Raw genomic sequence first — 23424 nt, 5'->3', positions numbered from 1 at the left:
ACCGCCGGACGCGGCGGCTACGTCCCGCCCTGGCTGCGGCGGCTCATCGACGTACGGGCGGAGGAGGTTCCGGCCCTTGCTTGGTCCTGGGCCTACATCTTCTCGATCCTGGCGGCCTACTACGTCCTCCGGCCGATCCGCGACCAGATGGGTGTCGCCGGCGGGATCGAGAACCTGCCCTGGCTGTTCACCGGCACACTCGTGGGCATGCTGGCCCTGAACGTCCCCTTCGCTTGGCTCGTGAAGACCTTGCCGCGCGCCCGGTTCGTGCCGCTGACCTATCGGTTCTTCGCCGCCAACATCGTGCTGTTCGCCGGGGCGCTCTACCTCGCCGGGCCGGAGGGCGACGTCTGGATCGGCCGGGCCTTCTTCATCTGGCTCTCGATCTTCAACCTGTTCGTGGTCTCGGTGTTCTGGGCCACCATCGTGGATGTCTTCTCCACCGAGCAGGGCAAGCGCCTGTTCGGCTTCATCGCCGCTGGCGCGACCCTCGGGGCGATCGCCGGATCGGCAACGACGGCGATCCTCGCCCGAGACGTGCCGACCTGGGCGCTCCTCATCGGCGCGGCCCTGCTCCTGGAGGTGGCGGTGTTCAGCATGCGCGGTCTCGCGCGCCTGTCCGACCGCCTGAACCGAGCTCCCGTCACGGGCGACGCCGCCCCGTCGGAGGCCATCGGCGGCAGCGCCTTCGCGGGCATCACCCGCACGTTCCAATCGCCCTACCTGCTCAATATCGGGCTGTTCCTACTGCTGTTCTCGGTGACCTCGACCTTCCTGTATTTCGAGCAGGCGGGCATCGCCAAGCGCAGCTTCCCCGATCGCGGCTCGCAGACGGCCTTCTTCGCCAGCGTCGATCTGCTGGTGAATCTGCTCACCCTCGGCGTGCAGTTCTTCCTCACCGGCCGGATCGTGCGGCGCATCGGGGTCGGCCCCGCCCTCGCGCTCCTGCCGGCGGCCAGCATCCTCGGATTCGCGGCGCTCGCCGTCTCACCCACGATCACGGCCATCGTGGCGTTCCAGGTCTTCCGGCGAGCCGGCAACTTCGCCATCGCCCGGCCGATCCGCGAGGTGCTGTTCACGGTCGTGCCGCGTGAGGACCGCTACAAGGCAAAGAACTTCCTCGACACCGCGGTCTACCGGACCGGCGACCAGATCGGCGCTTGGTCCTTCCAGGGAATTGGAGCGCTGGGCCTCGGTTCGACGGCCGTGGCCATCGCAGCGGTTCCGCTCTCGGTCGCCTGGCTCCTGAACAGCCTCTGGCTCGGCCGTCGGCAGGAAGCGAGGCGGGTCGCGATGGAAGAAGCGGAAGGCTCCGGCAAGGATCGGGCGACCGGGCCGTCGCGCGGCAACTGACATCGACATTCGAGGAGCCGTTATGTCCGCAGGCAAGCCAGCCATCCTGTTCGTGTGCCTGGGCAACATCTGCCGTTCGCCCCTGGCGGAGGCCGCGTTCCGCCTGGAGGCCGAGCAGGCGGGTCTCGATGTGGAGGTCGATTCGGCCGGCACCGGCGGCTGGCATGCGGGCGAACCGCCCGACCGGCGCGCCCAGGCCGTCGCCCGGCGCAACGGCGTCGACATCTCCGGCTACCGTGCGCGTCAGGTCGAGCCGGCGGATTTTGCCCGTTTCAGCCACATCGTCGCCCTCGATGGCGACAATCTCGCCGTGCTGCGTCGGCTTCGTCCGAAAGAGGGCGCCGCGTTGTCGCTTCTCCTCGACCATGTGCCGGGGCGCAGGGGCGGGGCGGTCGCCGACCCCTATTACGGCGCGGATGCGGGCTTCGAGACCACCTGGGCCGACGTGACCCTAGGCGCCCGCCACCTCGTGCGCGCGCTCACGGCATGATGCCATTGGCAGCGCGTGGAGCGGCGCTGCTCGGGCGCCGGCTCGTGCGGGCCGAGCCCATGAGCGGCGGCGATCTCTCCAGCCTCGTGCGGATCGTGCTCGACGACGGCAGCGCGGCGATCGTCAAGGACGGACCCGATCCGCCGGCGGAAGCCGGGATGCTCCGCGCGATCCGCGCCGCCGGAATCCCCGCGCCGGAGGTGTTCGCGGCCGATCTGCGCACTCTCGTGATCGAGCCCCTGCCAGCCGGCGGCGGCAATGCGGATGCGGATCTCGGCCACGTGTTGGCGCGCCTCCATGCCGTGACCGGCGACGATTACGGCTGGAACCGTGACTACGCTTTCGCGACGGTGCGAATCGACAATCACGCAAGCGAGGATTGGCCCGGCTTCTGGGCCGAGCGGCGCCTCCTCTGCCACGCTCCGTATCTCGACACCGCACTCCGGCGGAGGATCGAGGCCCTGGCGGCCACACTCCCCGAGCGTCTTCCGGCCCGTCCCCGCCCGGCGCTGCTGCATGGCGACCTGTGGAGCGGCAACATCCTCACCGATGGCGGCCGCGTTTCCGGGCTCATCGACCCCGCCTGCTACCACGGCCATGCCGAGGTGGACCTCGCGATGCTGTCCCTGTTCGGCGCGCCCGGCCCCGCCTTCCGCGAGGCGTATGGCGAGGCCGAACCGGGCATGGCGGAGCGTAGGGCGATCTACCGGCTGTGGCCGGCGCTGGTGCATCTGCGCCTGTTCGGATCGGGCTACCGCTCCATGGTCGAGGCGCTGCTCGACGCCACCGGCTGCTGAAACCTCAGTGCGTCCCATCGGACCGGAAGCGCGGCGCATGTCGCGCGACACGAACCGCGCCTCGAACCTTGCGTTTTCAGGGCCGATCCCCGACAACCCGGCAAGCTTCGGCGCTGGTGTCCGGCCCTTTCCGAATGTCCGGATGAGGCGGAGGGGCGCCTACGGTCGATGCGGCGAGGGAAGACGAGACCCATGCTCGATTACGCGCAGGCGCGACGCCTCATGGTGGATTGTCAGTTGCGGACCTTCGACGTCAACGACATCCCGGTCCTCGACGCTTTCGAAGCCGTGCCGCGCGAGCGCTTCGTGCCGCAGGGCCGCGAGGACTTCGCCTATATCGACCAATCCCTGCGCATCACCGGGCAGGACCCGGCGACGGATCGCGTCATTCCGGCGCCGATGCTTCTCGCCCGCATGATTCAGGCGCTGCAGCTCGCACCGGGGAAGGTCGCCCTCGACGTCGCCACCGGCTACGGCTACGCCGCCGCCATCATGCGGCAGCTCGGGGTGCGGGTGGTCGCCCTCGAATCCGACGACGCCCTCGCCGCCGAGGCGGAGAGCCGCCTGTCGGCAACGGACGGAATCGAGATCGTTCGCGGCCCCCTGCCGGCGGGCGCGGCGAAGGCGGGACCGTTCGACGCCATCCTCGTCAATGGCCGCGTCGAGACGCGGCCCCAATCCCTCCTCGACCAGCTGAAGGATGGCGGACGCCTCGCCTGCGTGCTGGGCCGCGACAAGGCCGCGAAGGCCACCCTGTTCATCCGGACCGGGGGCGCGTTCGGCGCGCGTCCGCTCTTCGATGCGTCGCTGCCCGCCCTGTCGGCCTTCAGTCCGGAATCCAGCTTTTCCTTCTGAGCGGGCTCGGCAAAAGCGGTCGCCGGTTTCGCATCCCGAAACCCGCGACTGTTCAAAGGCCCGAGCGAGGGAAAGCGTTGGCCTGCCCATGCAAACCAGCGTGGCGGGGAGGGCAGGTGTCGCTTTTATGCGGCACTGCGCCATCAATCTCGTGCCTAATCCCTCTCCGCCGATGCCCTGAAGCACAACCTCCGCTAAGCTGACCTGTGAGGCGGGCAATCCGGATGGCACCCTAGGCGCTATGGCTGTGATGAACAGCCGACCGGTTCATCGAGAAACCGCAAGGGCAGATGGACGTGAGACAACGCAAACTTGCGAAAAGCTTCCGGCTACGGCTGGGTGGCTTCGCCGCGCTGACGCTCGCCGCCGCCTCTCCGGCCGTGGCCGAGACGCTGGATAGCGCGCTGGCCCGTGCCTATGGCGCCAACCCCGCGCTGAACGCGTCGCGGGCGGGACTGCGCGCCACCGACGAGAACGTCGCACAGGCCAAGTCCGGCTACCGTCCCACCGTGAGCCTCGACGCCGACATCGGCCTGACCCAGAGCCAGGGCCGCGTGAGCGGCATCTCCCTCAACCAGGTGACGAAGCCCGGCGGCGCCGGGCTGACGATCAACCAGACCCTGTTCAACGGCTTTCAGACCGACAACCAGACCCGCCGCGCCGAATCGGACGTGCTCGGAACGCGCGAATCGCTGCGCTCCACCGAGATGACGACCCTGTTCAACGCCGCCCAGATCTACATGTCGGTCCTGAGCGACACGGCGACCCTGGAGCTTCGCCGCAACAACGTCGAGGTGCTCGAAGAGCAGCTGCGCCAGACCCGCGACCGCTTCAATGTCGGCGAGGTCACCCGGACCGACGTGGCCCAGGCCGAGGCCCGCCTCGCCGGCGCGCGCTCCGACGTCAGCGGCGCGGAGGCCAATCTGCGCGCCAGCATCGGCACCTATCGGCGCATCATCGGCGTCGAGCCGCGCCAGCTCGCGCCGGGACGGCCCCTCGACCGGTTCGTGCCGCCGAACCTCGACAGCGCCATCTCCATCGGCCTGAAGGAACACCCGCAGATCCTGTCCTCCATGCACGCGGTGGACGTGGCCGAGGCGCAGGTGAAGATCTTCGAGGGCCAGCTCGCTCCGAGCGCCGCCCTGCAGGGGAGCGTCCAGCAGCGCTACGACACGCAGTTCCCGGGCGATAACGGCGTGACCGCCTCCATCGTCGGCCGCATCTCGGTTCCGCTCTACGAGGGCGGCCAGACCTATTCGCAGATCCGCCAGGCCAAGGAGTTGGTCGGCCAGGCCCGCATCAACGTCGAGGACATCCGCGACCAGGTTCGTTCGGCCATTGTCACCGCCTGGGGCCGGCTTGAAGCGGCCAAGGCGCAGGTCATCGCATCGCAGGCCCAGGTTCAGGCCAACGAAGTGGCGCTCAACGGCGTGCGCGAGGAAGCCCGCGTCGGCCAGCGTACCACCCTCGACGTCCTGAACGCCCAGCAGGAACTCCTGAACTCGCGCGTGAACCTCATTCTCGCCCAGCGCGACCGTGTGGTGAACTCCTATGGAGTGGTCCAGACCGTGGGCCGCCTCACCGTGCGCTTCACCGCGATCCCGGTCGTGGCCTACAGCCCAAAGGAGCATTTCGACCAGGTCAAGGACCTCTGGTACGGCTTGCGCACGCCCGACGGGCGCTGACGGTCGCGAGGAACCCGCGAGGCACCGGTGTTATCCTGTGCCTTGCGCCCTGCCGGTGCTTGTTTCCGGCACCCGTGGTGAAATACTCAGAGTGACCGAAATACTTCTTTAACCATGTGACCGAGCGTCGTCCGGATGAGTGCAGCGAGCCCTAAGGCGCCGGACAAGGCCCCGGAACCCTCCATGGAGGAGATCCTGGCGTCCATCCGCCGGATCATCGCCGACGACCAGAACGCCAAGGCGGAGGTGGTCGCGCCGGTACGCTCTCCCCCGCCGCTCCCGGAGAACGACGACGTCCTCGACCTCGCCGAGGTCGCACAGCCGCGCAAGCCCCAGCCCGCTCCCATCGAGGAACCGGAGATCGACTTCGCCGAGAGCGGCCAGATCGATTTCGATTCGATCTCCTTCGACGACGACGAGCCCGAACCGGAGCCCCTGCCGCCGCCACCGGTGGTGCGTCAGCCCGAGCCGCCCCGCGCCGCCCCCCGCCCGGAGCCGGTGGAGGCTCCGCGCGAGAGCCTGAAGCAGCGCCTCGTGTCCGACATCACCGATGCCAGCGTCGGCCATGCGTTCCAGCTTCTCGCCGGTACGAGGGTGAGCCAGAACGCCCGGACCATCGAGGACATGGTGCAGGACATGCTCCGGCCGATGCTGCAATCCTGGCTCGACGACAACCTGCCGGGCATGGTCGAACGCCTCGTCCGCGCCGAGATCGAGCGCGTGGCGCGGGGCCGCTGACCGCCCTGCGATGTTGACGCGGGGGGCGTGACGGGGTGAAAGCGGGCCAACACGCGGGCTGACACCCGCCCCGCACGAACTGGCCCGACGCAAGCCCATGATGGACAAGACCTTCGATCCCGCCGCCGTCGAGGCGCGCATCGCGTCCGCCTGGGAGGCGGGTGACGCTTTCAAGGCCGGCCGGCCCGAGCGCGCGGACGCCCGGCCCTTCACCATGGTGATCCCGCCGCCGAACGTCACCGGCAGCCTGCATATGGGCCACGCCCTCAACAACACCCTGCAGGACATCCTCTGCCGGTTCGAGCGCATGCGCGGGCGCGACGTGCTGTGGCAGCCGGGCACGGACCATGCGGGCATCGCGACCCAGATGGTGGTGGAGCGCCGCCTCGCCGAGGCGAAGGAGCCGGGCCGGCGCGAGCTCGGCCGCGAGGCCTTCGTCGAGAAGGTCTGGGCCTGGAAGGCCGAATCCGGCGGGGCCATCGTCAACCAGTTGAAGCGCCTGGGCGCCTCCTGCGACTGGACGCGCGAGCGCTTCACCATGGGCCTGTCCGGCCAGCCCGACGACCAGATGGTCCGGGCCGTGACGAAAACGTTCGTCGATCTCCACGCGCAGGGGCTGATCTACCGCGACAAGCGGCTCGTGAACTGGGATCCGAAGTTCCAGACCGCGATCTCGGATCTCGAAGTGCTGCAGGTCGAGGTGAAGGGCCATCTCTGGCACTTCGACTATCCGGTCGTCGACGAGGCGGGCACCGAGACCGGCGCGGTCATCACGGTGGCCACCACCCGCCCCGAGACCATGCTGGGCGACACGGCGGTGGCGGTCCATCCGGACGACGAGCGCTACACCCATCTCGTGGGCAAGCACGTGCGCCTGCCGCTGGTCGGCCGCCTCATCCCCATCGTCGCCGACACCTATTCGGACCCGGAGAAGGGCACGGGTGCCGTCAAGATCACGCCCGCGCACGACTTCAACGATTTCGAGGTGGGCAAGCGGGCCGGCTGCACGCCGATTAACATCCTGGATCCGGAAGCACGCATAACCCTCGACGGGAATGCGGCTTTCCTGAAGGACTCGAACCCGGAGCCGGAGGCCCTGGCCCTGCACGGCCTCGACCGGTTCGAGGCGCGGAAGCGCGTCGTCGCCCTGATGGAGGCGCGCGAGCGGCTGCGGCTCACCGAGCCCAACACCCATGCGGTGCCGCATGGCGACCGTTCGAACGTCGTCATCGAGCCCTACCTCACGGACCAATGGTACGTGAACGTGAAGCCCCTGGCCGAGCGCGCCCTCCAGGCGGTGCGCGACGGGCAGACCAGGTTCGTTCCGGAGAATTACGAGCGGACCTTCTTCCAGTGGCTGGAGAACATCGAGCCCTGGTGCATCTCGCGCCAGCTCTGGTGGGGCCACCAGATCCCGGTCTGGTACGACGACGAGGGCGGCATCTTCGTGGCCTCCAGCGAGGTCGAGGCGCAGGCACAGGCCGATGCGAAGCACGGACGCGCCGTTGCTCTGCGCCGTGACGAGGATGTCCTCGACACGTGGTTCTCCTCCGCCCTGTGGCCGTTCTCGACGCTGGGCTGGCCCGACGCGACGCCGGAACTCGACCGCTACTATCCGACCGACACCCTGGTCACCGGCAAGGACATCATCTTCTTCTGGGTCGCCCGGATGATGATGCTCGGCCTCCACGTCACCGACCGGGTGCCGTTCGCCACGGTCTATCTCCACACCCTGGTGCGCGACGCGTCGGGCGCCAAGATGTCGAAATCGAAAGGCAATGTCGTCGATCCGCTCGGCCTCATCGACCAGTACGGCGCCGATGCCCTCCGCTTCACCCTGGCCGCCATGGCCGCGCAGGGCAGGGACATCAAGCTCGCGGTGAACCGCGTCGAGGGCTACCGCAACTTCGCGACGAAGCTCTGGAACGCCTCGCGCTTCGCCGAGATGAACGGCTGCGTGCTCCGCGCCGATTACCGCCCGGAAGACGCCACCGAGACCCTGAACCGCTGGGCACTGGGCGAGGCCGCGCGCGCCGTGGCCGAGGTGTCGGCGGCACTCGATGCCTATCGCTTTAACGATGCGGCGGCGGCCGCCTACCGCTTCGTCTGGAACATCTTTTGTGACTGGTATCTCGAACTGGCCAAGCCGGTGCTTCAGGGCGAAAGCGTGGAAGCGAGCCTCAAGGCCGAGACGCAGGCCACGGTAGCGTTCCTGATCGACCAGATCGCCAAGCTGCTGCACCCGTTCATGCCGTTCCTCACCGAGGAGCTCTGGGCGATCAAGGGCGAGGGTATCGCCGAGCGTGGGCTCCTGGCGCTGGCGCCGTGGCCCGACCTGTCGGGGCTGGCGGATGCTCGGGCCGAAGCCGAGATCGGCTGGGTGGTGGACCTCGTCTCCGAGATCCGCTCCGCCCGCTCGGAGACCAACGTGCCGGCCGGCGCCCAGATTCCCCTGGTCATCGTCGGCGCCGACGAAGCCCTGCGGGCGCGGGCAACGCAGTGGCAGGACACGCTCCTGCGCCTCGCCCGCCTGTCGGACATCTCCTTCGCCGAGACCGCGCCGAAGAACGCGGTCCAGCTGCTGGTGCGCGGTTCGGTAGCGGCGCTGCCCCTGGAGGGCATCGTCGACCTCAAGGCCGAGGTCGCCCGCCTGAACAAGGAGGCGGTGAAGGCGGCCTCCGAGATCGGAAAGATCGAGGCCAAGCTCGGCAATGCCGATTTCCTCGCCCGCGCGCCCGACGAGGTGGTGGACGAGCAGCGCGAGCGCCGCGACGCGGAAGCGGCACGTCTGGAGAAGATCCGGGAAGCCCTGGCGCGGTTGTCCGACGCGTGATCCTGCGCCGGCTGGGTCAGGGCCTCGCCGGCCTGTTGGCCCTCCTCGTCCTCGCCGCGATCATTACGGCGAGGCCCGGCGACCCCGCTCTCTATCCCGCCCCCGACGACGACTCAGAAAAAATCGAACTCGTCAGCCACGGCTGGCATTCGGGTCTCGTGATCCCGCGCGAGGCCCTCACCGGGGAGGGCGCCGGCATGGCTTTGCGAAGCATCGCCACCCGCTTCCGGGCCTATCCGGGGATCGAGTTCGGCTGGGGCGAGGCCCGCTTCTACCGGGCGACGCCGACCCTGGCGCAGTTCGACCTGGGCCTCGCCCTCGAAGCCCTGTTCACCCCCGGCGGCCGCGAGGGCGTCGTCCAGGTGGTGGGCCTCGAAGACGATACCCGCACGAGCTTCCCGCATTCGGACATCGTCCCCATCCGGGTCTCGAAGGCCGGCCTCGCCCGTCTGCTCGCCCGCCTCGACGCGAGCTTCCGCCTCGCCGACGACCTCCCCATCGAGGGTGGCCCCGGCCTCTACGGGCCGAGCCTGTTCTACGAAGGGCAGGGCCGCTTCAGCGCCGCCAACGTCTGCAACCACTGGGCCGCCCGCCTCCTCAACGCCGCCGGCCTGCCGATCACGCCGGTCCTCGACACGCACCCGGCGGGATTGTTGCTGGATCTGAGATGGCGCGCGGGGGCGAGGGCGCTCCCTCCTCCCAACCTGTCCAAACCGTAATCTCGGCGACACGGGCGGGTCAGGCTAGGGTCTCTACATGGAGGGTCATGGCCCCGCTCAGCGGGGACACGACCTTTCCGGAGAGACCTGTCCATGACGTCGTCCACCTCTCGCCTGCGCCGCAACGCCCTCGCCTCCGTCGCCGCCATCGCCCTGGTGGCGACCGGCGCGGCCGGCGTCGGCCTGACCCAGCCCTCCACCCCGGCCTATGCCCAGGCCCTGTCCAAGAACCCCATCGACGTGCCGGACCATCCGCCCGGCTCCTTCGCCAGCGTGGTCGACAAGGTGAAGCCCGGCGTGGTCGCCGTGAAGGTGAAGCTCGACGACAGCGCCGGCATGGACGACGATGACGGCCCCGGGCAGGGCCAGGGCCAGCAGGTTCCGCCGCAGCTGCGCGAGTTCTTCAAGCGCTTCGGCCAGGGCGGCCCAGGGCAGGGCCAGGGCCAGGGCTTCGGCGGTCCCTCGCCCAAGCGCCAGGGCCAGCGCGGCGCCATGGGCTCGGGCTTCATCATCTCGGCCGACGGCTACGTCGTCACCAACAACCACGTGGTCGACAAGGCCAAGACGGTGCAGGTGACCCTGGACGACAACCGCACCCTCGACGCCAAGGTCATCGGCAAGGATCCGAAGACCGACCTCGCGCTGCTCAAGATCACCGAAGGCGGCACCTTCCCCTACGTCTCGCTGGGCAAGACCGCGCCCCGTGTCGGCGATTGGGTGGTGGCGATCGGCAACCCGTTCGGCCTCGGCGGCACGGTGACGGCCGGCATCGTCTCGGCCCGTGGCCGCGACATCGGCGCCGGCCCCTATGACGACTTCCTCCAGATCGACGCGCCCATCAACAAGGGCAATTCCGGCGGCCCGACCTTCAATGTCGGCGGCGAAGTGGTGGGCGTGAACACCGCCATCGCCTCCCCCTCGGGCGGCAGCGTGGGTCTCGCTTTCGCGATTCCCGCCGAGACCGTGCAGGCGGTGGTCGATCAGCTCCGGGCCGACGGCAAGGTGGCCCGCGGCTATCTCGGCGTCCAGGTCCAGCCGGTGACGAAGGACATCGCCGACGGCCTCGGCCTCGACAAGGCCAAGGGCGCCCTCGTCGACCACGCCGAACCCGGCACCCCGGCGGCCAAGGCCGGCCTCAAATCCGGCGACGTGATCGAATCGGTCAACGGCGCGTCGGTGAACGATGCCCGCGAATTGTCCCGCCGCATCGCCGGCCTGAAGCCCGGCGCCAAGGTGGAGCTCGCCTATCTGCGGGCTGGCAAGTCCGACACCGCCACGGTTGAGCTCGGCGCCCTGCCGAACGACCCGAAGGCGGGCAACGACAACCGCAGCAGCTCGACGAGCGACGGCCAGCCGCGCCTGGGCCTCAGCCTCGCCCCGGCCGCGCAGGTCGGTGCCGGCGACGAGGGCGTCGCGGTGATGGATGTCGACCCCGACGGCCCCGCCGCGGCGAAGGGCATCGAGCAGGGCGACATCATCCTCGATGTGGCCGGCTCCAGCGTCTCGAAGCCTTCGGAGATCGCCGAGCGCATCAAGGCGGCCGAGGCCAGCGGCCGCAAGGCGGTGCTGATGCGGGTCAAGAGCACCAAGGGCGTGACCCGCTTCGTCGCCGTGGCCCTCAACAAGGCCGGCTGAACACCCGCTCGGCGGCCCGACGGTGACAAGTCCAGCCGCCTCGCAGACGACCTTTCCATCAGCGCCGGCCCGTTCGTTCGGGCCGGCGCTTCGCGTGACGGCATCCAAGACCGACGGGACCGAATCTTGCTTCGAGCGCCGAGGTGCCTTCGCGCACGCCGAGGCCGGATCCTGTCGCAATCCAGAGACATGACGGAGCGAGGCTGCGGGTCTCCTGATGCGAGCACGGAGGGGGAGAATCCGATGCAGGTTCTGAAGCGGGTGTTGATGGCCGGCCTGCCGCTTGCGGCCCTCGCCTCGACGATGGCGGCGACAGGGCCTGCCCGCGCCAAGTCCGTGGCGGCGAAACCGGTCTGGGCCACGGGCACCTTCGTCTTCGCGGATCTCTGCACGGCGAGCGAGAGCGGCGAGCGGGCAGGGCGGCGGATCACGCTCAGGCGCTCTCCCACCGGCGACGTCCTGGTCTACGAGACCGCATCCCAGTCGGCGCAGGCCGAGAGCCTCACCCTCGACGACGACACCAAGGCCTTATCGTTCCTGGTCGGCGGCGAACGGGGCAACGTCGCCTTCCGTGGCACCCTGGCGACGGATTCGCTGGTGGGCACGGTGGAAGACGAGACGGGCGCCTATCCGTTACGACTGCGCCGGGTCCTCCGCTCGCACGCCCACGAGGCCTGTCCCCCGGATGTGACGGGATCGATCGGAACGCGACGCTGAGATCGTTGGGCTCAGGCAGTGGCCTGCTTTAGGATCGGGCCCATGAAAGCCCGATCCCTCCCATCCATCGCCTGCCTCCTGATTGCCATCCTCCTGTCCTCGGCACCGGATGCGGCGAGGGCGACGGAATCCTGCGACCAACTCACCGCGCGGATGATCCGGGCCACCGGGGCGTCGCTGGCCGGGCGCGAGGCGTCTCTCGCCGTGTTCCGCGCCGAGGATGCCGATCGCATGAGCCTCGATTGCCGGGCGCCGGCGCGGATGGCGTTCGGGTCACGCGACCATGAGCCGGCCGGCGCCTATTTCGTCCTGATCGGGCTGGCGGCGGAAGGGCTGACCGGCGCGAAGGCCGGCATGGTCGAGATCCTGGCCCGCACGCTTCATCGGGATTCCCGCCTCACGGGAATGCCGCAGGCGGGACGGGCAGGGAATGCGGCCCTGCGATGCGAGACGAGCGGGCAGGGGCTCGCCGACGCGCTCGGCCTGGGCGGCCCGGCGCCCGACCTCACGCGCTGCATGCTCACCCGGCATCGTCGGGCGGTCCTTCGCCGTCGCGCCGGCCTTTTCGACGGGGCTCAGGCGGGCTAGACCGGGCGCCATGTCCGAACCCGCTCGCTCACCCGCCGGTCCCGTCGTGATGGCGGGGTCCACCGCCTTCGCCAACCACCTGCCCTTCGCGCTCATCGCCGGCCCGTGCCAGCTCGAGAGCCGCGACCACGCCATCGAGATCGCCGACGCGCTCAAGGGCATGACCGACCATCTCGGGATCGGCCTCGTGTTCAAGGGCTCGTTCGACAAGGCCAACCGGACCTCGGGCTCCACCGCGCGCGGCCTCGGCCTCGCCGGGGCATTGCCGATCTTCGCCGAGATCAAGGAGCGGTTCGGTCTCCCGGTCCTCACCGACGTCCACGAAGCATCGCAATGTGCGCCGGCGGCGGAGGTCATCGACGTCCTCCAGATCCCGGCCTTCCTGTGCCGGCAGACCGATCTGCTCCTGGCGGCCGCCGCCACGGGCCGCGTGGTGAACGTGAAGAAGGGCCAGTTCCTCGCCCCCTGGGACATGGCCCACGTGGCCGCCAAGGTGACGAATGCCGGCAACCCGAACGTCATCGTCACCGAGCGCGGCGCCTCCTTCGGCTACAATACGCTGGTCTCCGACATGCGCAGCCTGCCGATCATGGCACAGGTCACGCACGGTGCCCCCGTCGTGTTCGACGCGACCCATTCGGTGCAGCAGCCGGGCGGGCAGGGTGCCACCTCCGGCGGGCAGCGCGAGTTCGTGGCGGTGCTGGCCCGCGCCGCCGTGGCGGTGGGGGTCGCCGGCCTGTTCATCGAGACCCATCCCGATCCGGATCATGCTCCGTCGGACGGCCCCAACATGGTTCCTCTCCGGGCGATGCCGGCGTTACTGGAGACCTTGCAGGCTTTCGATCGCCTGGCGAAGTCCAGCCGCTGACCGAGACTCGTCACCCGGACTCGTTCGTACGGTCATGACAATGGAACCAACCCGTCTTCGTCCCGTTGTCATCACTTGAATGTGACAACGATTTGAGGAGCCCCATGCGCAAGTTCGCACTGATCACGGCCGTCACCCTTTCCCTCGGCGCCATGGCTGCCGGAACGGCGGCGGAAGCCCGCCCCGGACACGGTCATGGCTATGGTCGCGGCGGCCATGGTGGTTACGCCCACGGTGGCTACGGCCATCGCGGTTATGGACATCGTGGGTATGGCAACCGCGGTTACGCCTACGGTGGTGGCCATCGTCGTGGCATCGGAACCGGTGCCGCCGTCGGCCTGGGCATCGCGGGCCTGGCAGCCGGCGCCATCGCGGCCGGAGCCGCGCGGGATTCCTATTACAACAACGGTTATGGCCGCCCGGCCTATGGTCGGCCCGCCTACGGCTACGGCTACTGAGCCGACACACTCGAAACCTCGTGTGAGAAGGGCGGCCGGTTTTTACCGGCCGTCTTTTTTTGTGTTCCGATCCCGGCCGCATGGCCGGGTGGTTGCGGGATGGGCCGCACGGTTGCATGGAGGCCCTGTTTCGAACAGGTGGGGACCCGCGCCATGCCGATCATCGCAGCCGTCTTCGGCGCCCTCGTCGCCGGACTGGTCTATTGGATCAAGTACGGCAACGGGATGGAGCATATCGACAACGCGGTGCGAGACTGGCGCGGCACCCGCCGCCGGATGGCGAGCGAACGGCAGATCCGCTCCGCACCCCTGCGCTCCCTCCGCCATCCCGCCGATGCGGCCGGCGTCCTGATGGAAATGGTCGCCCGTCTCCGTGGCGTACCGACGCCCGAGCAGGAGGCCGTCATCACGGCGCAGATGCGCGGCATCGTGGAGGCCGGGGACGACCTCGATGCCCGGATGGTGTTCGTCCGCCACGCCGCCGCGCAGGCTCCCGATACGACGCTGGCCATCAAGGTCCTGGCGCCAATCCTGCATGATGCCCTGAGTTTCGCGGAGCGAGACCATTTCGCCGACATGCTCCGGACGGTCGCGGAGGTCCATCGAGGTCCCACCGAGGCACAGGAACGCCTGATCGACGAGATCGTCCGCGCCGTCGCCGAAGATCGGTGAGGCAGGATGCGGCTTCGCCGATGCTCAGCCGCGGCCGCGATAGGGCGCGATCCCCTGGTCCGGCAGCCAGATGGCTTTCGGCGGCTCGCCGGTCTGCCAGAACACGTCGATGGGGATGCCGCCGCGCGCGTTCCAGTAGCCGCCGATGCGGAAGTACCGGGGCTTGAGCAGGTCGACGAGGGTGAGGCCGATGCCCACGGTGCAATCCTCGTGGAAGGCGCCGTGATTGCGGAACGCGCCGAGATAGAGTTTCAGCGATTTCGATTCCACGAGCCAGAGGTCGGGCACGTAGTCGATCATCAGGATGCCGAAATCGGGCTGGCCGGTGACCGGGCAGATCGAGGTGAATTCCGGCGCGGTGAAACGCGCGAGGTAATCGGTCTTGGGATGCGGATTCGGCACCCGGTCCAGGCGCGCCGCCTCCGGAGAGGCGGGCAGGGGGGTGGCCTGGCCGAGTTGCAGGCCGTCGGAGGAGGGGGGCGGGCTGGTCATGTCCGCCGCTATAGCGCACCGGTCGCGGCAAGGGAACGTGTCGCCTCGATTCCCCGTATGAAATCAAGGGCGTAGACGCGGCCGGCGAAGTCCGGCCCTTCGCCCGCCGCATGGCCTCGCGGGATGGCCCGAACGGACCGCTTCAGAAATTCTCGCGCGCTCCGCAAAGATTTGTCACGGTCCGAAGCCCTCCGCGCACAGGGGGACGCTTGCCGGAGGCGGCGTGTTGACGGATAAGCCTGCCCTGGATCAGACCGGTTCCGCTGGCTCATCCCTCGGTTGAGGGGTTCCCGCGGGATCATGACGGCTCGGGCGAGCGCCCGCCGCACCACATCTTGAGAGCTAGGGGCACGCATGACCGCGATCACCAACATCGCCGCCCGCGAGATTCTCGACAGCCGGGGCAACCCGACCATCGAGGTGGACGTCCTGCTGGAGGACGGCTCCTTTGGCCGCGCCGCCGTGCCGTCCGGCGCCTCCACCGGCGCCCACGAGGCGATGGAGCTGCGCGACGGCGACAAGGGACGCTACGGCGGCAAGGGCGTTCGCAAGGCGGTGGCCGCGGTCCGCGGCGACATCCTCGACGCCATCGGCGGCATGGATGCCGAGGACCAGATCGCCGTCGACGAGGCGATGATCGAGCTCGACGGCACCCCCAACAAGGCGCGGCTGGGCGCCAACGCCATCCTGGGCGTCTCGCTCGCCGTGGCCAAGGCCGCCGCCGAGACCGCCGGCCTGCCGCTCTACCGCTACGTCGGCGGAACCCAGGGGCGGGTGCTGCCGGTGCCGATGATGAACATCATCAACGGCGGCGCGCATGCCGACAATCCGATCGACTTCCAGGAATTCATGATCATGCCGGTGGGCGCCTCCTCGCTCGCCGAGGCGGTGCGCATGGGCGCCGAGGTGTTCCACACCCTCAAGGGCGCGCTCAAGAAGGCCGGCCACAACACCAATGTCGGCGACGAGGGCGGTTTCGCCCCCAACCTCCCCTCGGCCGAGGCCGGGCTCGACTTCGTGATGGAATCGATCCAGGCGGCCGGCTTCAAGCCCGGCACCGACATCGTGCTGGCGCTGGATTGCGCCGCCACGGAGTTCTTCAAGGACGGCGCCTACCATTACGAGGGCGAGGGCCAGACCCGCTCGATCGAGGCCCAGGTCGATTACCTCGCCAAGCTCGTGGATTCCTACCCGATCCTGTCCATCGAGGACGGCATGTCCGAGGACGACTGGGCCGGCTGGAAGCTCCTGACCGAGAAGGTCGGCAACCGCTGCCAGCTCGTGGGCGACGACCTGTTCGTCACCAACGTCACCCGCCTGTCGCGCGGCATCGCGGAGAACACCGCCAACTCGATCCTGGTGAAGGTCAACCAGATCGGCACCCTCACCGAGACGCTGGCCGCCGTCGATATGGCGCAGCGCGCCGGCTACACCGCCGTGATGTCGCATCGTTCGGGCGAGACCGAGGATTCCACCATCGCGGATCTCGCCGTCGCCACCAATTGCGGACAGATCAAGACCGGCTCGCTCGCCCGCTCGGACAGATTGGCCAAGTACAACCAGCTCATCCGAATCGAGGAAGGCCTCGGCGCGCAGGGTCGCTACGCCGGCAAGGCCGCGCTCAAGGCCTTCGCCGCCCGCTGACCCGCGGGGGGCATCCCGAAACACGGGTGCCCCTCCGTCGTCACATCGAAAGACGGCCACACCTCCGCTTCCATCGAGGCTGTGGCCGTTTCGCGTGTAGCGGCGTTGTCCCCGGACACGGTCTCCCTCTCTGGAGCCGATGAAGAGGGACGGTACCGCCCACCATGACCCCACCCGCCGCATTGACCGTCTATTACGACGGGGCCTGTCCGCTCTGTTCCGCCGAGATCCGGACCTACCGGCGTAGCCGCGGGGCCGAACGCCTCGCCTTCGTCGACGTCAGCGGCGACGACGCCCCCGCCACGCTCGGCCCCGATCTCAGCCGCGAAGCCGCGCGGGCGCGTTTCCACGTCCGGGACGATCAGGGCCGCCTCGCCTCCGGGGCGTCGGGCTTCATCCGGCTCTGGCGCGAGTTGCCCGGCTGGGGCTGGCTCGCAACCCTCGCGAGTCTGCCCGGCATGCCGATCCTGGCCGAGGCCGCCTATCGCGGGTTCCTGCCCCTGCGCCCTCATCTCGCCAGGCTGTTCTCCCGGTTCTCGGGGACCTCCTGCGACACCGCCTGCCGCCCACCCAAGGCGTGATACCGGGCCGTCCGCCGGGTCCCAGTGAGCGCACCTCTCCTCACTGGGATGCGATGACCGTTCGGCGCGATCCGGCGTTATAGCCGGGGGCCGGAGCGCGAGGCCCATCGATGCAGAACCCCTTCCAGGCCTTCCTGCTGCGCCCGCGGCTTCTCGGGGCGATCGTGTTCGCGGTGGTGCTGTCGGTGGCCCTGCCCTTCGCCTCGATCTGGACGCGCCTCCTCGTCGGCTGGTGCGTCGGCGTCGTCGTCTACACCGCCCTGGTGATCTGGCGGACCTCGTCCCTGTCGCAGGACGCCCTGCGCCGGGAGGCCTCGCGACTCGACGACAGCGCTCCGGTGATCTCGCTCTTCGCCATCCTGGCAGGGCTCGCGAGTTGCGGCGCCGTGGCGATGCTGGTGATCGGAGGTCGCGAGCCGGATGCACCGCGCCTCGCCCACTTCACCCTGGCGGTCATGACGATGCTCTGCGCCTGGGTCTTCGTGCAGGTGATCTTCACCGTGCATTACACCCACCTCTACTACGGCGAGGTCGAGACGGGCCGGCACCGCGGCGGCTTGGATTTTCCGGGGAACGAGGATCCGGATTTCTGGGACTTCCTCTACTTCTCCGTCACCATCGGGGCGACGTCACAGACCTCGGATACCGACATCACCAGCAAGACCTTCCGCCGGATCGTGACGGCACAGACCGTCTACGCCTACCTCTTCAACACCAGCGTCCTGGCCCTGGCGGTGAACATGGCCGCAGGCTTCGCGCAGCATTGAGCGCGGAGGAGGGGTCAGGCTCCCTTCGCCCGTCTCCCGACGAGATCGTCCTTCTCGGGCTCCGCCAGCACCATCGCCTCGCCGGTCTTGCCCTCGCCTTGCCGCGCGCGCCGACGGTCGCCGCTGCGCGTGAGCATGAGATAGAGGGAGTGGGGATTGGTGAGACAGTATCGCCAGAACAGGCGCCGGGGTTCCTGCACCAGCCGCCAGAGCCATTCGAACCCGACCCGCTGGACCCAGGACGGTGCCCGGCTGCGGCTTCCGGAGAGGAAGTTGAACAGGCCGCCCGAGGTCTTGATCAGGGCGACGTTGCGCAGGAGCGGACCGTGATCCCGCACGAAGGCCTGCTCGCGCGGCACCCCTAGGGCGATCCAGAGAATGTCCGGCGCCAGGGCGTCGATCTCCGCGATCTTGTCCGTCAGCGCGTCGCCCGCGAGGTAGCCGTGGTGATGACCGACGATGCGCAGCGCCGGATACAGGCGCTGCGTCGTCGCCACCGCCGCGCGGTTCTCGTCCTCCGTGGCGCCGTAGAGATAGAAGGTCAGGCCCTCCGCTGCGGCCTTGCGGGCGACCTCGTGATAGAGGTCGGTGGTGGCGACCCGCACGGGCAGGGCCCGGTCGCCGACGAAGCGTGACAGCGTCACCATCGGCTGTCCGTCGGCACTGATGAGATCGGCCATGTCCACCAGCCGCGCGAACTCGGCATCCCGTGCGTGCCGCGACATCACCTCACCGTTGGCCGAGGTGAAATAGAGGGGCGTTCCGGGTCTCGGATGGAGGCGCACGGCCTCGGCCATCCTATCCACGGTCTCCTGCATTCCCAGAGCCGCGATCGACATCCCGCCGAGAAAGGTCACGGGAACCTGCCCGAGGACCGCCCGGGACGGCGTCGTCATCGTCCCCCTCCCACCAGCGCAGCGGCGCCCGAGACGCTGAACGATGTGGTCGAGGCGCGCTTCCCCGCGGGACGCTTGGCCGAGGCGGGATTATCGAACGACGGTGTCACGGCCTGTTCCGGTTCGTGGGGCGGCTTGAGTTCGGCGCGGGATTCGGGCTCGGGACGGATATGGGATCTGACCGGACGTGCCGGCTCCGCTCGCGCTACGGGTTCGACGGCCGGCTTGCTATCCGCCTCCTTCGCTCCGCCGCGAAAGAAGGCCATGGGCGATCGCCGGGGTGTGGGGAGATCGGCCGCGCGGAAGGCGCGGGGGGTCGCGGGGTTTCGGCTGTCCCTGGGGGCACGCGGCGGGACCGGCGCCTCGACCGAACGGGTCCGCGGGGCCGGCTCGGGCATGCGGGTCGGCTCGGGAGCGTGCCTGGCCCGCGGCACTTCCCTGGCCGGCGGGGCCTCCTTGGCTTGCGTCTGCTCGGGAGCCCGCGCTGCCGCGAAGGCCCGGGCCGGCCTCGACACGCGCTCCGGCCGGCCGAAACGCGCCCAGTCGTCGAGCAGGGCGAGGAACGCGCCGAGGCCGAGGCCCGCCAGGAGGCCCATCACCATCAGCGTGCGCGCCGGCGGCGGGAAGCTGCGCATGATCGGCTTCGTCGCCGCGGAGACGACACGGGCATTGCCCATGTCGAGATAGGCCTGCTGGCCGGTCTCGCGCGAGCGGGTGAGGAAAGCCTCGTAGACCGAGCGGCTGGCCTCGGCCTCCCGCTCGAGCTCGCGCAGGCGGATGGAGGCCTGGGCGAGACCGACCGTGCGGCCCTTGGCCTGGTCGAAGTTCTTCTCCAGGGCCGATGCGGTGGCCCGCGCCTTGGCGAGGTCGGTCTGGGCCGCCTGGGCGAAGCGGGCGACCTCCTGGTCGATGGAGCGCCGCGCCTGGGCGACCTGCTTGACCATGGAGGTGACGGCGGGATGGCGTGGCCCGAGTTCGTTGGTGAGTTCGGCCTGTCGACGGGTGAGTTCCGCGTATTGGCCGCGCAGGCCGGCCACGGTCTGCGAAGCGAGGACATCGTCCGTCGCACCGGCATCCAGGCCGGCGCGGGCGATGCGCTGGCTCTGCTCGACGCGGGCCTGCGCCTCCACGACACGCGCGCGGGCGGCGGCGAGCTGCGCGTTGATCTGCGTCAGTTGCTGATCGCTGACGAGGGCGTCGCGGGTGCCCACGAGCCCGGTCTCGGCCCGGTAGGCCTGAACCCGGTTCTCGGCGGCGTTGAGGGCGTTGCGCAACTCGCCGAGGCGCGCGGTGAGGCCGGAATTGGCGCGGTTGGCCGCCTCCGTCCGGCTGGCGGCATCCTCGGCGAGGTAGGCCGCCACGACGGCATTGGCGAGGCGGGCGGCCTTCGCCGCGTCCCGAGACCAGACCGAGACGTCGATCACGTAGGTCCGGCCCGTCCGTCGCACGGAGAGGCGCTGCTGCAGCAGGGCGATCGCCGCATTCGCGTCGCCCTCGGCATCCGGCGGCGCGTCCGGGCTCCCGAGGCCCAGGGCGGCGGCGATCTTCGACACCATCCCGCCGGACGCGCCCGCGAACTCGTCGTCCGTGGTGAGGCCGGTGGCATCGACGGCCCGGCGCAACACGCTGCTGGAGGTGATGAGGCGGGTCTGGCTCTCCACCACGCTCTGATAGGCGTTGGAATCCTGGCCGCCGGTGGTCAGCTCGCGGGAGACCAGGTTCAGGTCGCGCGGGTCGATGTAGATCTGCGCCTCGGCGGTGTAGCGCGGGGTCAGCATCTTTCCCACGGCGAGGCCGAGACCCGCCAGAACGAGGGCGCAGGCGAGGATCAAGACGATGCGACGGCGCAGGGCCGAGAACACGCCTCCGACGGACAGGCGATACGCGCTCCGCTCCGGCTCGGCCGTACCGGGCCTGCCGGATGCCGGGGGATCGTCGTAGACCAACATCAATCGCCTCCCAACATCGCGGAATTTCGACGGAAAACGGGGCCCGGCGCGCACCGGGATTGCCGACTGGACGATCCCGTTTCCATCCGCTCCTGTCCCGAGCCGGCACACTTCGCGGAGTGCGCGGCGGAATGCACGAGGGAATAGCAACCGCGAGTCCAGATTAGATTAAATTCTCAGTCGACCATCAATGAATGCGTCACGACGCGAAACGATGATGAATCACGTCTTTACGCGGCCCGACGGAAACGGATGCGACGTCTTGACGACATGGTGTCGTCACCACGCCGGACGGGACGGAAAGCCCCCCGGATGCGGTCGGGATCACGGGTCGCGCGAGCCGCCCTCCGCGAGCCGCACCGAGACCTCGCTCGACGAACGGGATGCCTCCTCCATGGGGCACAGCTCCGCGGCGACACCACGCGCCCGCGCCATCCCTTGCGCGATCGAGACCACCGGAATGCCGCGCCGGCCGGCGGCCGCGAGGGTGGCCTCCAGCAGGCCGGGGGAGCAGCCATAGGGGCTCGCTCCCTCGGCGACGTCGTGACCGAAGAAGATGACCCAGCCGTTGCGGGCCACCGCCTCGTCCATCAGGCGGGCGAGGAGACCCGTGTCGAGGTAGCGGTCGAAGAGCGGGTTCGCGCGCAGGAAGTAGCGGTCGATGCGGCCGGTATTCACGCCCGGCATGATGCTGCGGCCCGACCCGTAGGTCCGGCTCAGCACGCGCTTTGCGGCCAGTGACGCATACCCGTAGGGAAAGGCGAAGTTCTCCAGCGTCAGTCCGGGCAGGAGGGCGGCGAATGCGTCCCGGTTGCGCCCCATATCCGCGGCGAAGTCCCGCGCGTCGAGGGTGGGAACGAGGCTGTGGTCATGGGTGTGGCAGCCGATCTCGTGCCCGCGGCGATGGATCTCCGCCAAGGCCTCGACCCCGGCGACCCGCCAATGCTCGGTGGCGGTGCCGAGGAGGGTGCGGGAGACGTAGAACGTGCCCTTGGCGCCATGGGCGTCGAGGACGGCCGCACCGGTGCTGCAGGCCGTGTCCGGCACGTCGTCGAAGGTGACGCTCACCATCGGGCCGGACAGGCGGGGGAGCGCGGGCGCGGTCGGGACATGCCGCGACAGACGATGCGAGAGCCGGGCCCGCAGCGAGAGCCGGGCCCTGAGGTCGGTCGCGTCGCGATCGAGGATGGCGTCGGGGGTCATTGCGGCGTCGGATGCGCGGACCGCTTTCGCAGCACGAGATGATCGTCTCCGTGCCGCGGGTTGATCCGCCGTCCCGCCGCGAGGTTGGCCGGCCGAGGACGGCGGACCCGCGTCTCCGCGCCGAACCCGGCCTCGCCGGCCGGCATCTCCGTATCGTGGTGGAGATCGCCCAACACGACCTGTCGCGCCATCGTGGCTGTGTCGTCCCGTGCCATGGCCTGCATGCGCCGTCTCTATTCCGTCTTGATGGGGCGAGACGGGAGCGAGGACTTCTGCGGGAGCATGGGAGGGGATCCGCCTTCCGGTAAAGTGCGTCGACCGTGCTCTCGCACATGACACGGCAAATCTTACTTTTCCAAGTACCGGGCGCACGGAAACGTATTCGCACGCGTGCCGATCGTCTCCGTCCTTGATTCCCCCGCGAGCGCCCGGCCTCGGCAAGTCTAGGCGCGGGGGGGCCGCCTCATGCCGCTTCCGTCCGCCGATCGTGGCGCTCCGCTCCATCCCCGGCACGGAACGCGTCGAGACTCGCACGGATGGTGGCGAGCGGCGTCGATCCGAAGGACTGGATGCAGAAGGCCCGCTCCGTCGGGGTGGCGGCGTCCAGCATCGCGAGGATGTCGGCCCCGCTCAGGGCATCGTCGTCCCAATGGGTCCGGCAGAAGCTCTGCGCCGTCACCGCGTGCCGCTCCATGGCCGAGGGCGTGTTGGCGACGAAGGTGCCGTAGATCATGTATTCGGAGAAATGACGGTCCCGGCACAGGGCGGCGACCCAGCCATGGCCGGTCACCGCCTCGATCCGGTCGGTCATCGCGCGCGCCGTCGCCTGGTCCCAGATGATGATCTGGTCGATGTAATCGTCGGCGGGCACACTCTGGGGCTTGGTGCCGAGGAGCCGGCTCGCGGTGCCGAGCCATTGGATGTGGCGCGGCCGGTTGGCCACGACGCCGCCGGGATGGACGTGGAACGGCGTCGGATTGGGCTCGGCCAGCGCGGCGAGGTCGAAGTCCCGGAAGAAGCAGACGTCGGAATCGATCAGGCAGTAGCGCGCCTCCGGCAGCCTGCGCGTGGCCTCGATCTTGACGATCTGCTGGATATGCCAGCCGCTGACCGGCTTACCGAACGGCGTGAGCCAGTAGCGGAGCCGGCGCCGACGCAGGAACGGGATCGGCTTGATCCACCAGGGCAGGAACTGCGACTGCGGCAGGATCCGCCGGTCGGGACGTGCAAAGCGCGCGAACAACGCCACGTCCCTCTCGTCGACGAGGACGTAATGGCAGCCGCGCGACGCCGCGTGCCGATCGATGCTCTCGAACAGCAGGGCGCATCGTTCCAGATCGCCCCGGTGGCTGAGTGTGATCAGGCCCACCGTCTCGGCCCGAACCTGCTCGGCCCGGTCCTGCCCCGCGGATGCGGAGGCACGGTCTCCGGTCTCGGCCTTCATGCCCATCTCCTTCGATCCGCAGCCCCTCATCGGGGGGACC

General features: G+C 69.3%; 23 protein-coding genes. 17 read left to right on the top strand and 6 right to left on the bottom strand.

Features of this window, described 5'->3' with window-relative positions:
• The first annotated feature begins 33 nt into the window (after positions 1-33).
• The 14 genes from A3OM_RS0110980 (at position 34) to A3OM_RS0110915 (ending at position 14408) form a co-directional block, all read left to right on the top strand.
• Complete coding sequence (locus tag A3OM_RS0110980) at positions 34-1353, top strand: MFS transporter (RefSeq protein WP_245257842.1); 1320 nt, start codon at positions 34-36, stop codon at positions 1351-1353.
• 22 nt (positions 1354-1375) lie between these two features.
• Positions 1376-1843, top strand: a complete 468-nt coding sequence (locus A3OM_RS0110975) for a low molecular weight protein-tyrosine-phosphatase (RefSeq protein ID WP_018043808.1) — start codon at positions 1376-1378, stop codon at positions 1841-1843.
• The gene (locus tag A3OM_RS0110970; protein WP_026175936.1) at positions 1840-2640 is read left to right on the top strand and encodes a fructosamine kinase family protein; all 801 of its coding nucleotides are present in this window, start codon (positions 1840-1842) and stop codon (positions 2638-2640) included. Before A3OM_RS0110975 ends, A3OM_RS0110970 begins: the two co-directional genes overlap by 4 nt.
• A 192-nt stretch (positions 2641-2832) precedes the next feature.
• Positions 2833-3495, top strand: coding sequence for a protein-L-isoaspartate O-methyltransferase (locus A3OM_RS0110965; protein WP_018043806.1), 663 nt, complete (start codon positions 2833-2835; stop codon positions 3493-3495).
• Positions 3496-3785: 290 nt separating this feature from the next.
• Positions 3786-5180, top strand: coding sequence for a TolC family outer membrane protein (locus tag A3OM_RS0110960; RefSeq protein ID WP_018043805.1), 1395 nt, complete (start codon positions 3786-3788; stop codon positions 5178-5180).
• Positions 5181-5315: 135 nt separating this feature from the next.
• Entirely contained in the window at positions 5316-5918 is a 603-nt protein-coding gene (locus tag A3OM_RS0110955; RefSeq protein ID WP_198290817.1) for a DUF2497 domain-containing protein, read from the top strand.
• A gap of 97 nt (positions 5919-6015) precedes the next feature.
• The gene (locus A3OM_RS0110950) at positions 6016-8751 is read left to right on the top strand and encodes a valine--tRNA ligase (protein ID WP_018043803.1); all 2736 of its coding nucleotides are present in this window, start codon (positions 6016-6018) and stop codon (positions 8749-8751) included.
• Positions 8748-9470, top strand: coding sequence for a DUF2459 domain-containing protein (locus tag A3OM_RS0110945; RefSeq protein ID WP_018043802.1), 723 nt, complete (start codon positions 8748-8750; stop codon positions 9468-9470). Before A3OM_RS0110950 ends, A3OM_RS0110945 begins: the two co-directional genes overlap by 4 nt.
• 93 nt (positions 9471-9563) lie before the next feature.
• Positions 9564-11105, top strand: coding sequence for a Do family serine endopeptidase (locus A3OM_RS0110940; protein ID WP_018043801.1), 1542 nt, complete (start codon positions 9564-9566; stop codon positions 11103-11105).
• A gap of 243 nt (positions 11106-11348) precedes the next feature.
• The gene (locus tag A3OM_RS0110935; protein WP_018043800.1) at positions 11349-11822 is read left to right on the top strand and encodes a hypothetical protein; all 474 of its coding nucleotides are present in this window, start codon (positions 11349-11351) and stop codon (positions 11820-11822) included.
• Between the two features lie 42 nt (positions 11823-11864).
• The gene (locus tag A3OM_RS0110930) at positions 11865-12410 is read left to right on the top strand and encodes a hypothetical protein (protein ID WP_018043799.1); all 546 of its coding nucleotides are present in this window, start codon (positions 11865-11867) and stop codon (positions 12408-12410) included.
• A gap of 10 nt (positions 12411-12420) precedes the next feature.
• Positions 12421-13278, top strand: coding sequence for a 3-deoxy-8-phosphooctulonate synthase (gene kdsA, locus A3OM_RS0110925; RefSeq protein ID WP_026175934.1), 858 nt, complete (start codon positions 12421-12423; stop codon positions 13276-13278).
• A 104-nt stretch (positions 13279-13382) separates the two neighbouring features.
• The gene (locus A3OM_RS0110920) at positions 13383-13736 is read left to right on the top strand and encodes a hypothetical protein (RefSeq protein ID WP_018043797.1); all 354 of its coding nucleotides are present in this window, start codon (positions 13383-13385) and stop codon (positions 13734-13736) included.
• A gap of 153 nt (positions 13737-13889) precedes the next feature.
• Positions 13890-14408 (top strand): hypothetical protein, encoded by a 519-nt coding sequence (locus A3OM_RS0110915; RefSeq protein WP_018043796.1) that lies wholly within the window; start codon positions 13890-13892, stop codon positions 14406-14408.
• 24 nt (positions 14409-14432) lie between these two features.
• On the opposite strand, the gene queF is transcribed toward A3OM_RS0110915, so the two are convergent.
• On the bottom strand, positions 14433-14900 hold the full coding sequence (gene queF, locus A3OM_RS0110910; RefSeq protein ID WP_018043795.1) for a preQ(1) synthase: 468 nt from the start codon (positions 14898-14900) through the stop codon (positions 14433-14435).
• 354 nt (positions 14901-15254) lie between these two features.
• Between queF and eno the strand changes: the two genes are divergently transcribed.
• From eno to A3OM_RS0110895, 3 genes are all read left to right on the top strand, one after another.
• The gene (eno, locus tag A3OM_RS0110905) at positions 15255-16544 is read left to right on the top strand and encodes a phosphopyruvate hydratase (RefSeq protein WP_018043794.1); all 1290 of its coding nucleotides are present in this window, start codon (positions 15255-15257) and stop codon (positions 16542-16544) included.
• Positions 16545-16708: 164 nt separating this feature from the next.
• Positions 16709-17125, top strand: coding sequence for a DUF393 domain-containing protein (locus tag A3OM_RS0110900; protein ID WP_018043793.1), 417 nt, complete (start codon positions 16709-16711; stop codon positions 17123-17125).
• A gap of 110 nt (positions 17126-17235) precedes the next feature.
• Positions 17236-17892: a DUF1345 domain-containing protein gene (locus A3OM_RS0110895; protein ID WP_018043792.1), complete on the top strand. Its 657-nt coding sequence runs from the start codon at positions 17236-17238 to the stop codon at positions 17890-17892.
• Positions 17893-17906: 14 nt separating this feature from the next.
• Here the strand turns inward: A3OM_RS0110895 and A3OM_RS0110890 are convergent, their stop codons facing one another.
• The 5 genes from A3OM_RS0110890 to A3OM_RS0110870 all read right to left on the bottom strand — a co-directional run bounded on the left by A3OM_RS0110890 (position 17907) and on the right by A3OM_RS0110870 (position 23384).
• On the bottom strand, positions 17907-18788 hold the full coding sequence (locus A3OM_RS0110890; protein WP_018043791.1) for a WecB/TagA/CpsF family glycosyltransferase: 882 nt from the start codon (positions 18786-18788) through the stop codon (positions 17907-17909).
• The gene (locus A3OM_RS23825) at positions 18785-20737 is read right to left on the bottom strand and encodes a GumC family protein (RefSeq protein WP_018043790.1); all 1953 of its coding nucleotides are present in this window, start codon (positions 20735-20737) and stop codon (positions 18785-18787) included. The genes A3OM_RS0110890 and A3OM_RS23825 overlap by 4 nt, the downstream gene beginning before the upstream one ends.
• A 324-nt stretch (positions 20738-21061) precedes the next feature.
• Positions 21062-21940 (bottom strand): polysaccharide deacetylase family protein, encoded by an 879-nt coding sequence (locus tag A3OM_RS23820; protein WP_018043789.1) that lies wholly within the window; start codon positions 21938-21940, stop codon positions 21062-21064.
• Positions 21937-22131, bottom strand: a complete 195-nt coding sequence (locus tag A3OM_RS26120; protein WP_198290816.1) for a hypothetical protein — start codon at positions 22129-22131, stop codon at positions 21937-21939. Before A3OM_RS26120 ends, A3OM_RS23820 begins: the two co-directional genes overlap by 4 nt.
• Before the next feature lie 272 nt (positions 22132-22403).
• Positions 22404-23384: a DUF6492 family protein gene (locus A3OM_RS0110870; RefSeq protein ID WP_245257783.1), complete on the bottom strand. Its 981-nt coding sequence runs from the start codon at positions 23382-23384 to the stop codon at positions 22404-22406.
• Between the last annotated feature and the right edge of the window lie 40 nt (positions 23385-23424).

This window comes from Methylobacterium sp. 88A (assembly GCF_000376345.1).
Lineage (GTDB): Bacteria > Pseudomonadota > Alphaproteobacteria > Rhizobiales > Beijerinckiaceae > Methylobacterium > Methylobacterium bullatum.
This window is presented reverse-complemented; position numbering and strand designations above follow the sequence as displayed.

What these genes read in the sequence shown, in the direction of transcription:
- A3OM_RS0110975 (WP_018043808.1), top strand. Translation starts at nt 1,376, where the DNA reads ATGTCCGCAGGCAAGCCAGCCATCCTGTTCGTGTGCCTGGGCAACATC.
- A3OM_RS0110970 (WP_026175936.1), top strand. Translation starts at nt 1,840, where the DNA reads ATGATGCCATTGGCAGCGCGTGGAGCGGCGCTGCTCGGGCGCCGGCTC.
- A3OM_RS0110965 (WP_018043806.1), top strand. Translation starts at nt 2,833, where the DNA reads ATGCTCGATTACGCGCAGGCGCGACGCCTCATGGTGGATTGTCAGTTG.
- A3OM_RS0110960 (WP_018043805.1), top strand. Translation starts at nt 3,786, where the DNA reads ATGGACGTGAGACAACGCAAACTTGCGAAAAGCTTCCGGCTACGGCTG.
- A3OM_RS0110955 (WP_198290817.1), top strand. Translation starts at nt 5,316, where the DNA reads ATGAGTGCAGCGAGCCCTAAGGCGCCGGACAAGGCCCCGGAACCCTCC.
- A3OM_RS0110950 (WP_018043803.1), top strand. Translation starts at nt 6,016, where the DNA reads ATGATGGACAAGACCTTCGATCCCGCCGCCGTCGAGGCGCGCATCGCG.
- A3OM_RS0110940 (WP_018043801.1), top strand. Translation starts at nt 9,564, where the DNA reads ATGACGTCGTCCACCTCTCGCCTGCGCCGCAACGCCCTCGCCTCCGTC.
- A3OM_RS0110935 (WP_018043800.1), top strand. Translation starts at nt 11,349, where the DNA reads ATGCAGGTTCTGAAGCGGGTGTTGATGGCCGGCCTGCCGCTTGCGGCC.
- A3OM_RS0110930 (WP_018043799.1), top strand. Translation starts at nt 11,865, where the DNA reads ATGAAAGCCCGATCCCTCCCATCCATCGCCTGCCTCCTGATTGCCATC.
- kdsA (WP_026175934.1), top strand. Translation starts at nt 12,421, where the DNA reads ATGTCCGAACCCGCTCGCTCACCCGCCGGTCCCGTCGTGATGGCGGGG.
- A3OM_RS0110920 (WP_018043797.1), top strand. Translation starts at nt 13,383, where the DNA reads ATGCGCAAGTTCGCACTGATCACGGCCGTCACCCTTTCCCTCGGCGCC.
- A3OM_RS0110915 (WP_018043796.1), top strand. Translation starts at nt 13,890, where the DNA reads ATGCCGATCATCGCAGCCGTCTTCGGCGCCCTCGTCGCCGGACTGGTC.
- queF (WP_018043795.1), bottom strand. Translation starts at nt 14,900, where the DNA reads ATGACCAGCCCGCCCCCCTCCTCCGACGGCCTGCAACTCGGCCAGGCC.
- eno (WP_018043794.1), top strand. Translation starts at nt 15,255, where the DNA reads ATGACCGCGATCACCAACATCGCCGCCCGCGAGATTCTCGACAGCCGG.
- A3OM_RS0110900 (WP_018043793.1), top strand. Translation starts at nt 16,709, where the DNA reads ATGACCCCACCCGCCGCATTGACCGTCTATTACGACGGGGCCTGTCCG.
- A3OM_RS0110895 (WP_018043792.1), top strand. Translation starts at nt 17,236, where the DNA reads ATGCAGAACCCCTTCCAGGCCTTCCTGCTGCGCCCGCGGCTTCTCGGG.
- A3OM_RS0110890 (WP_018043791.1), bottom strand. Translation starts at nt 18,788, where the DNA reads ATGACGACGCCGTCCCGGGCGGTCCTCGGGCAGGTTCCCGTGACCTTT.
- A3OM_RS23825 (WP_018043790.1), bottom strand. Translation starts at nt 20,737, where the DNA reads ATGTTGGTCTACGACGATCCCCCGGCATCCGGCAGGCCCGGTACGGCC.
- A3OM_RS23820 (WP_018043789.1), bottom strand. Translation starts at nt 21,940, where the DNA reads ATGACCCCCGACGCCATCCTCGATCGCGACGCGACCGACCTCAGGGCC.
- A3OM_RS26120 (WP_198290816.1), bottom strand. Translation starts at nt 22,131, where the DNA reads ATGGCGCGACAGGTCGTGTTGGGCGATCTCCACCACGATACGGAGATG.
- A3OM_RS0110870 (WP_245257783.1), bottom strand. Translation starts at nt 23,384, where the DNA reads ATGAAGGCCGAGACCGGAGACCGTGCCTCCGCATCCGCGGGGCAGGAC.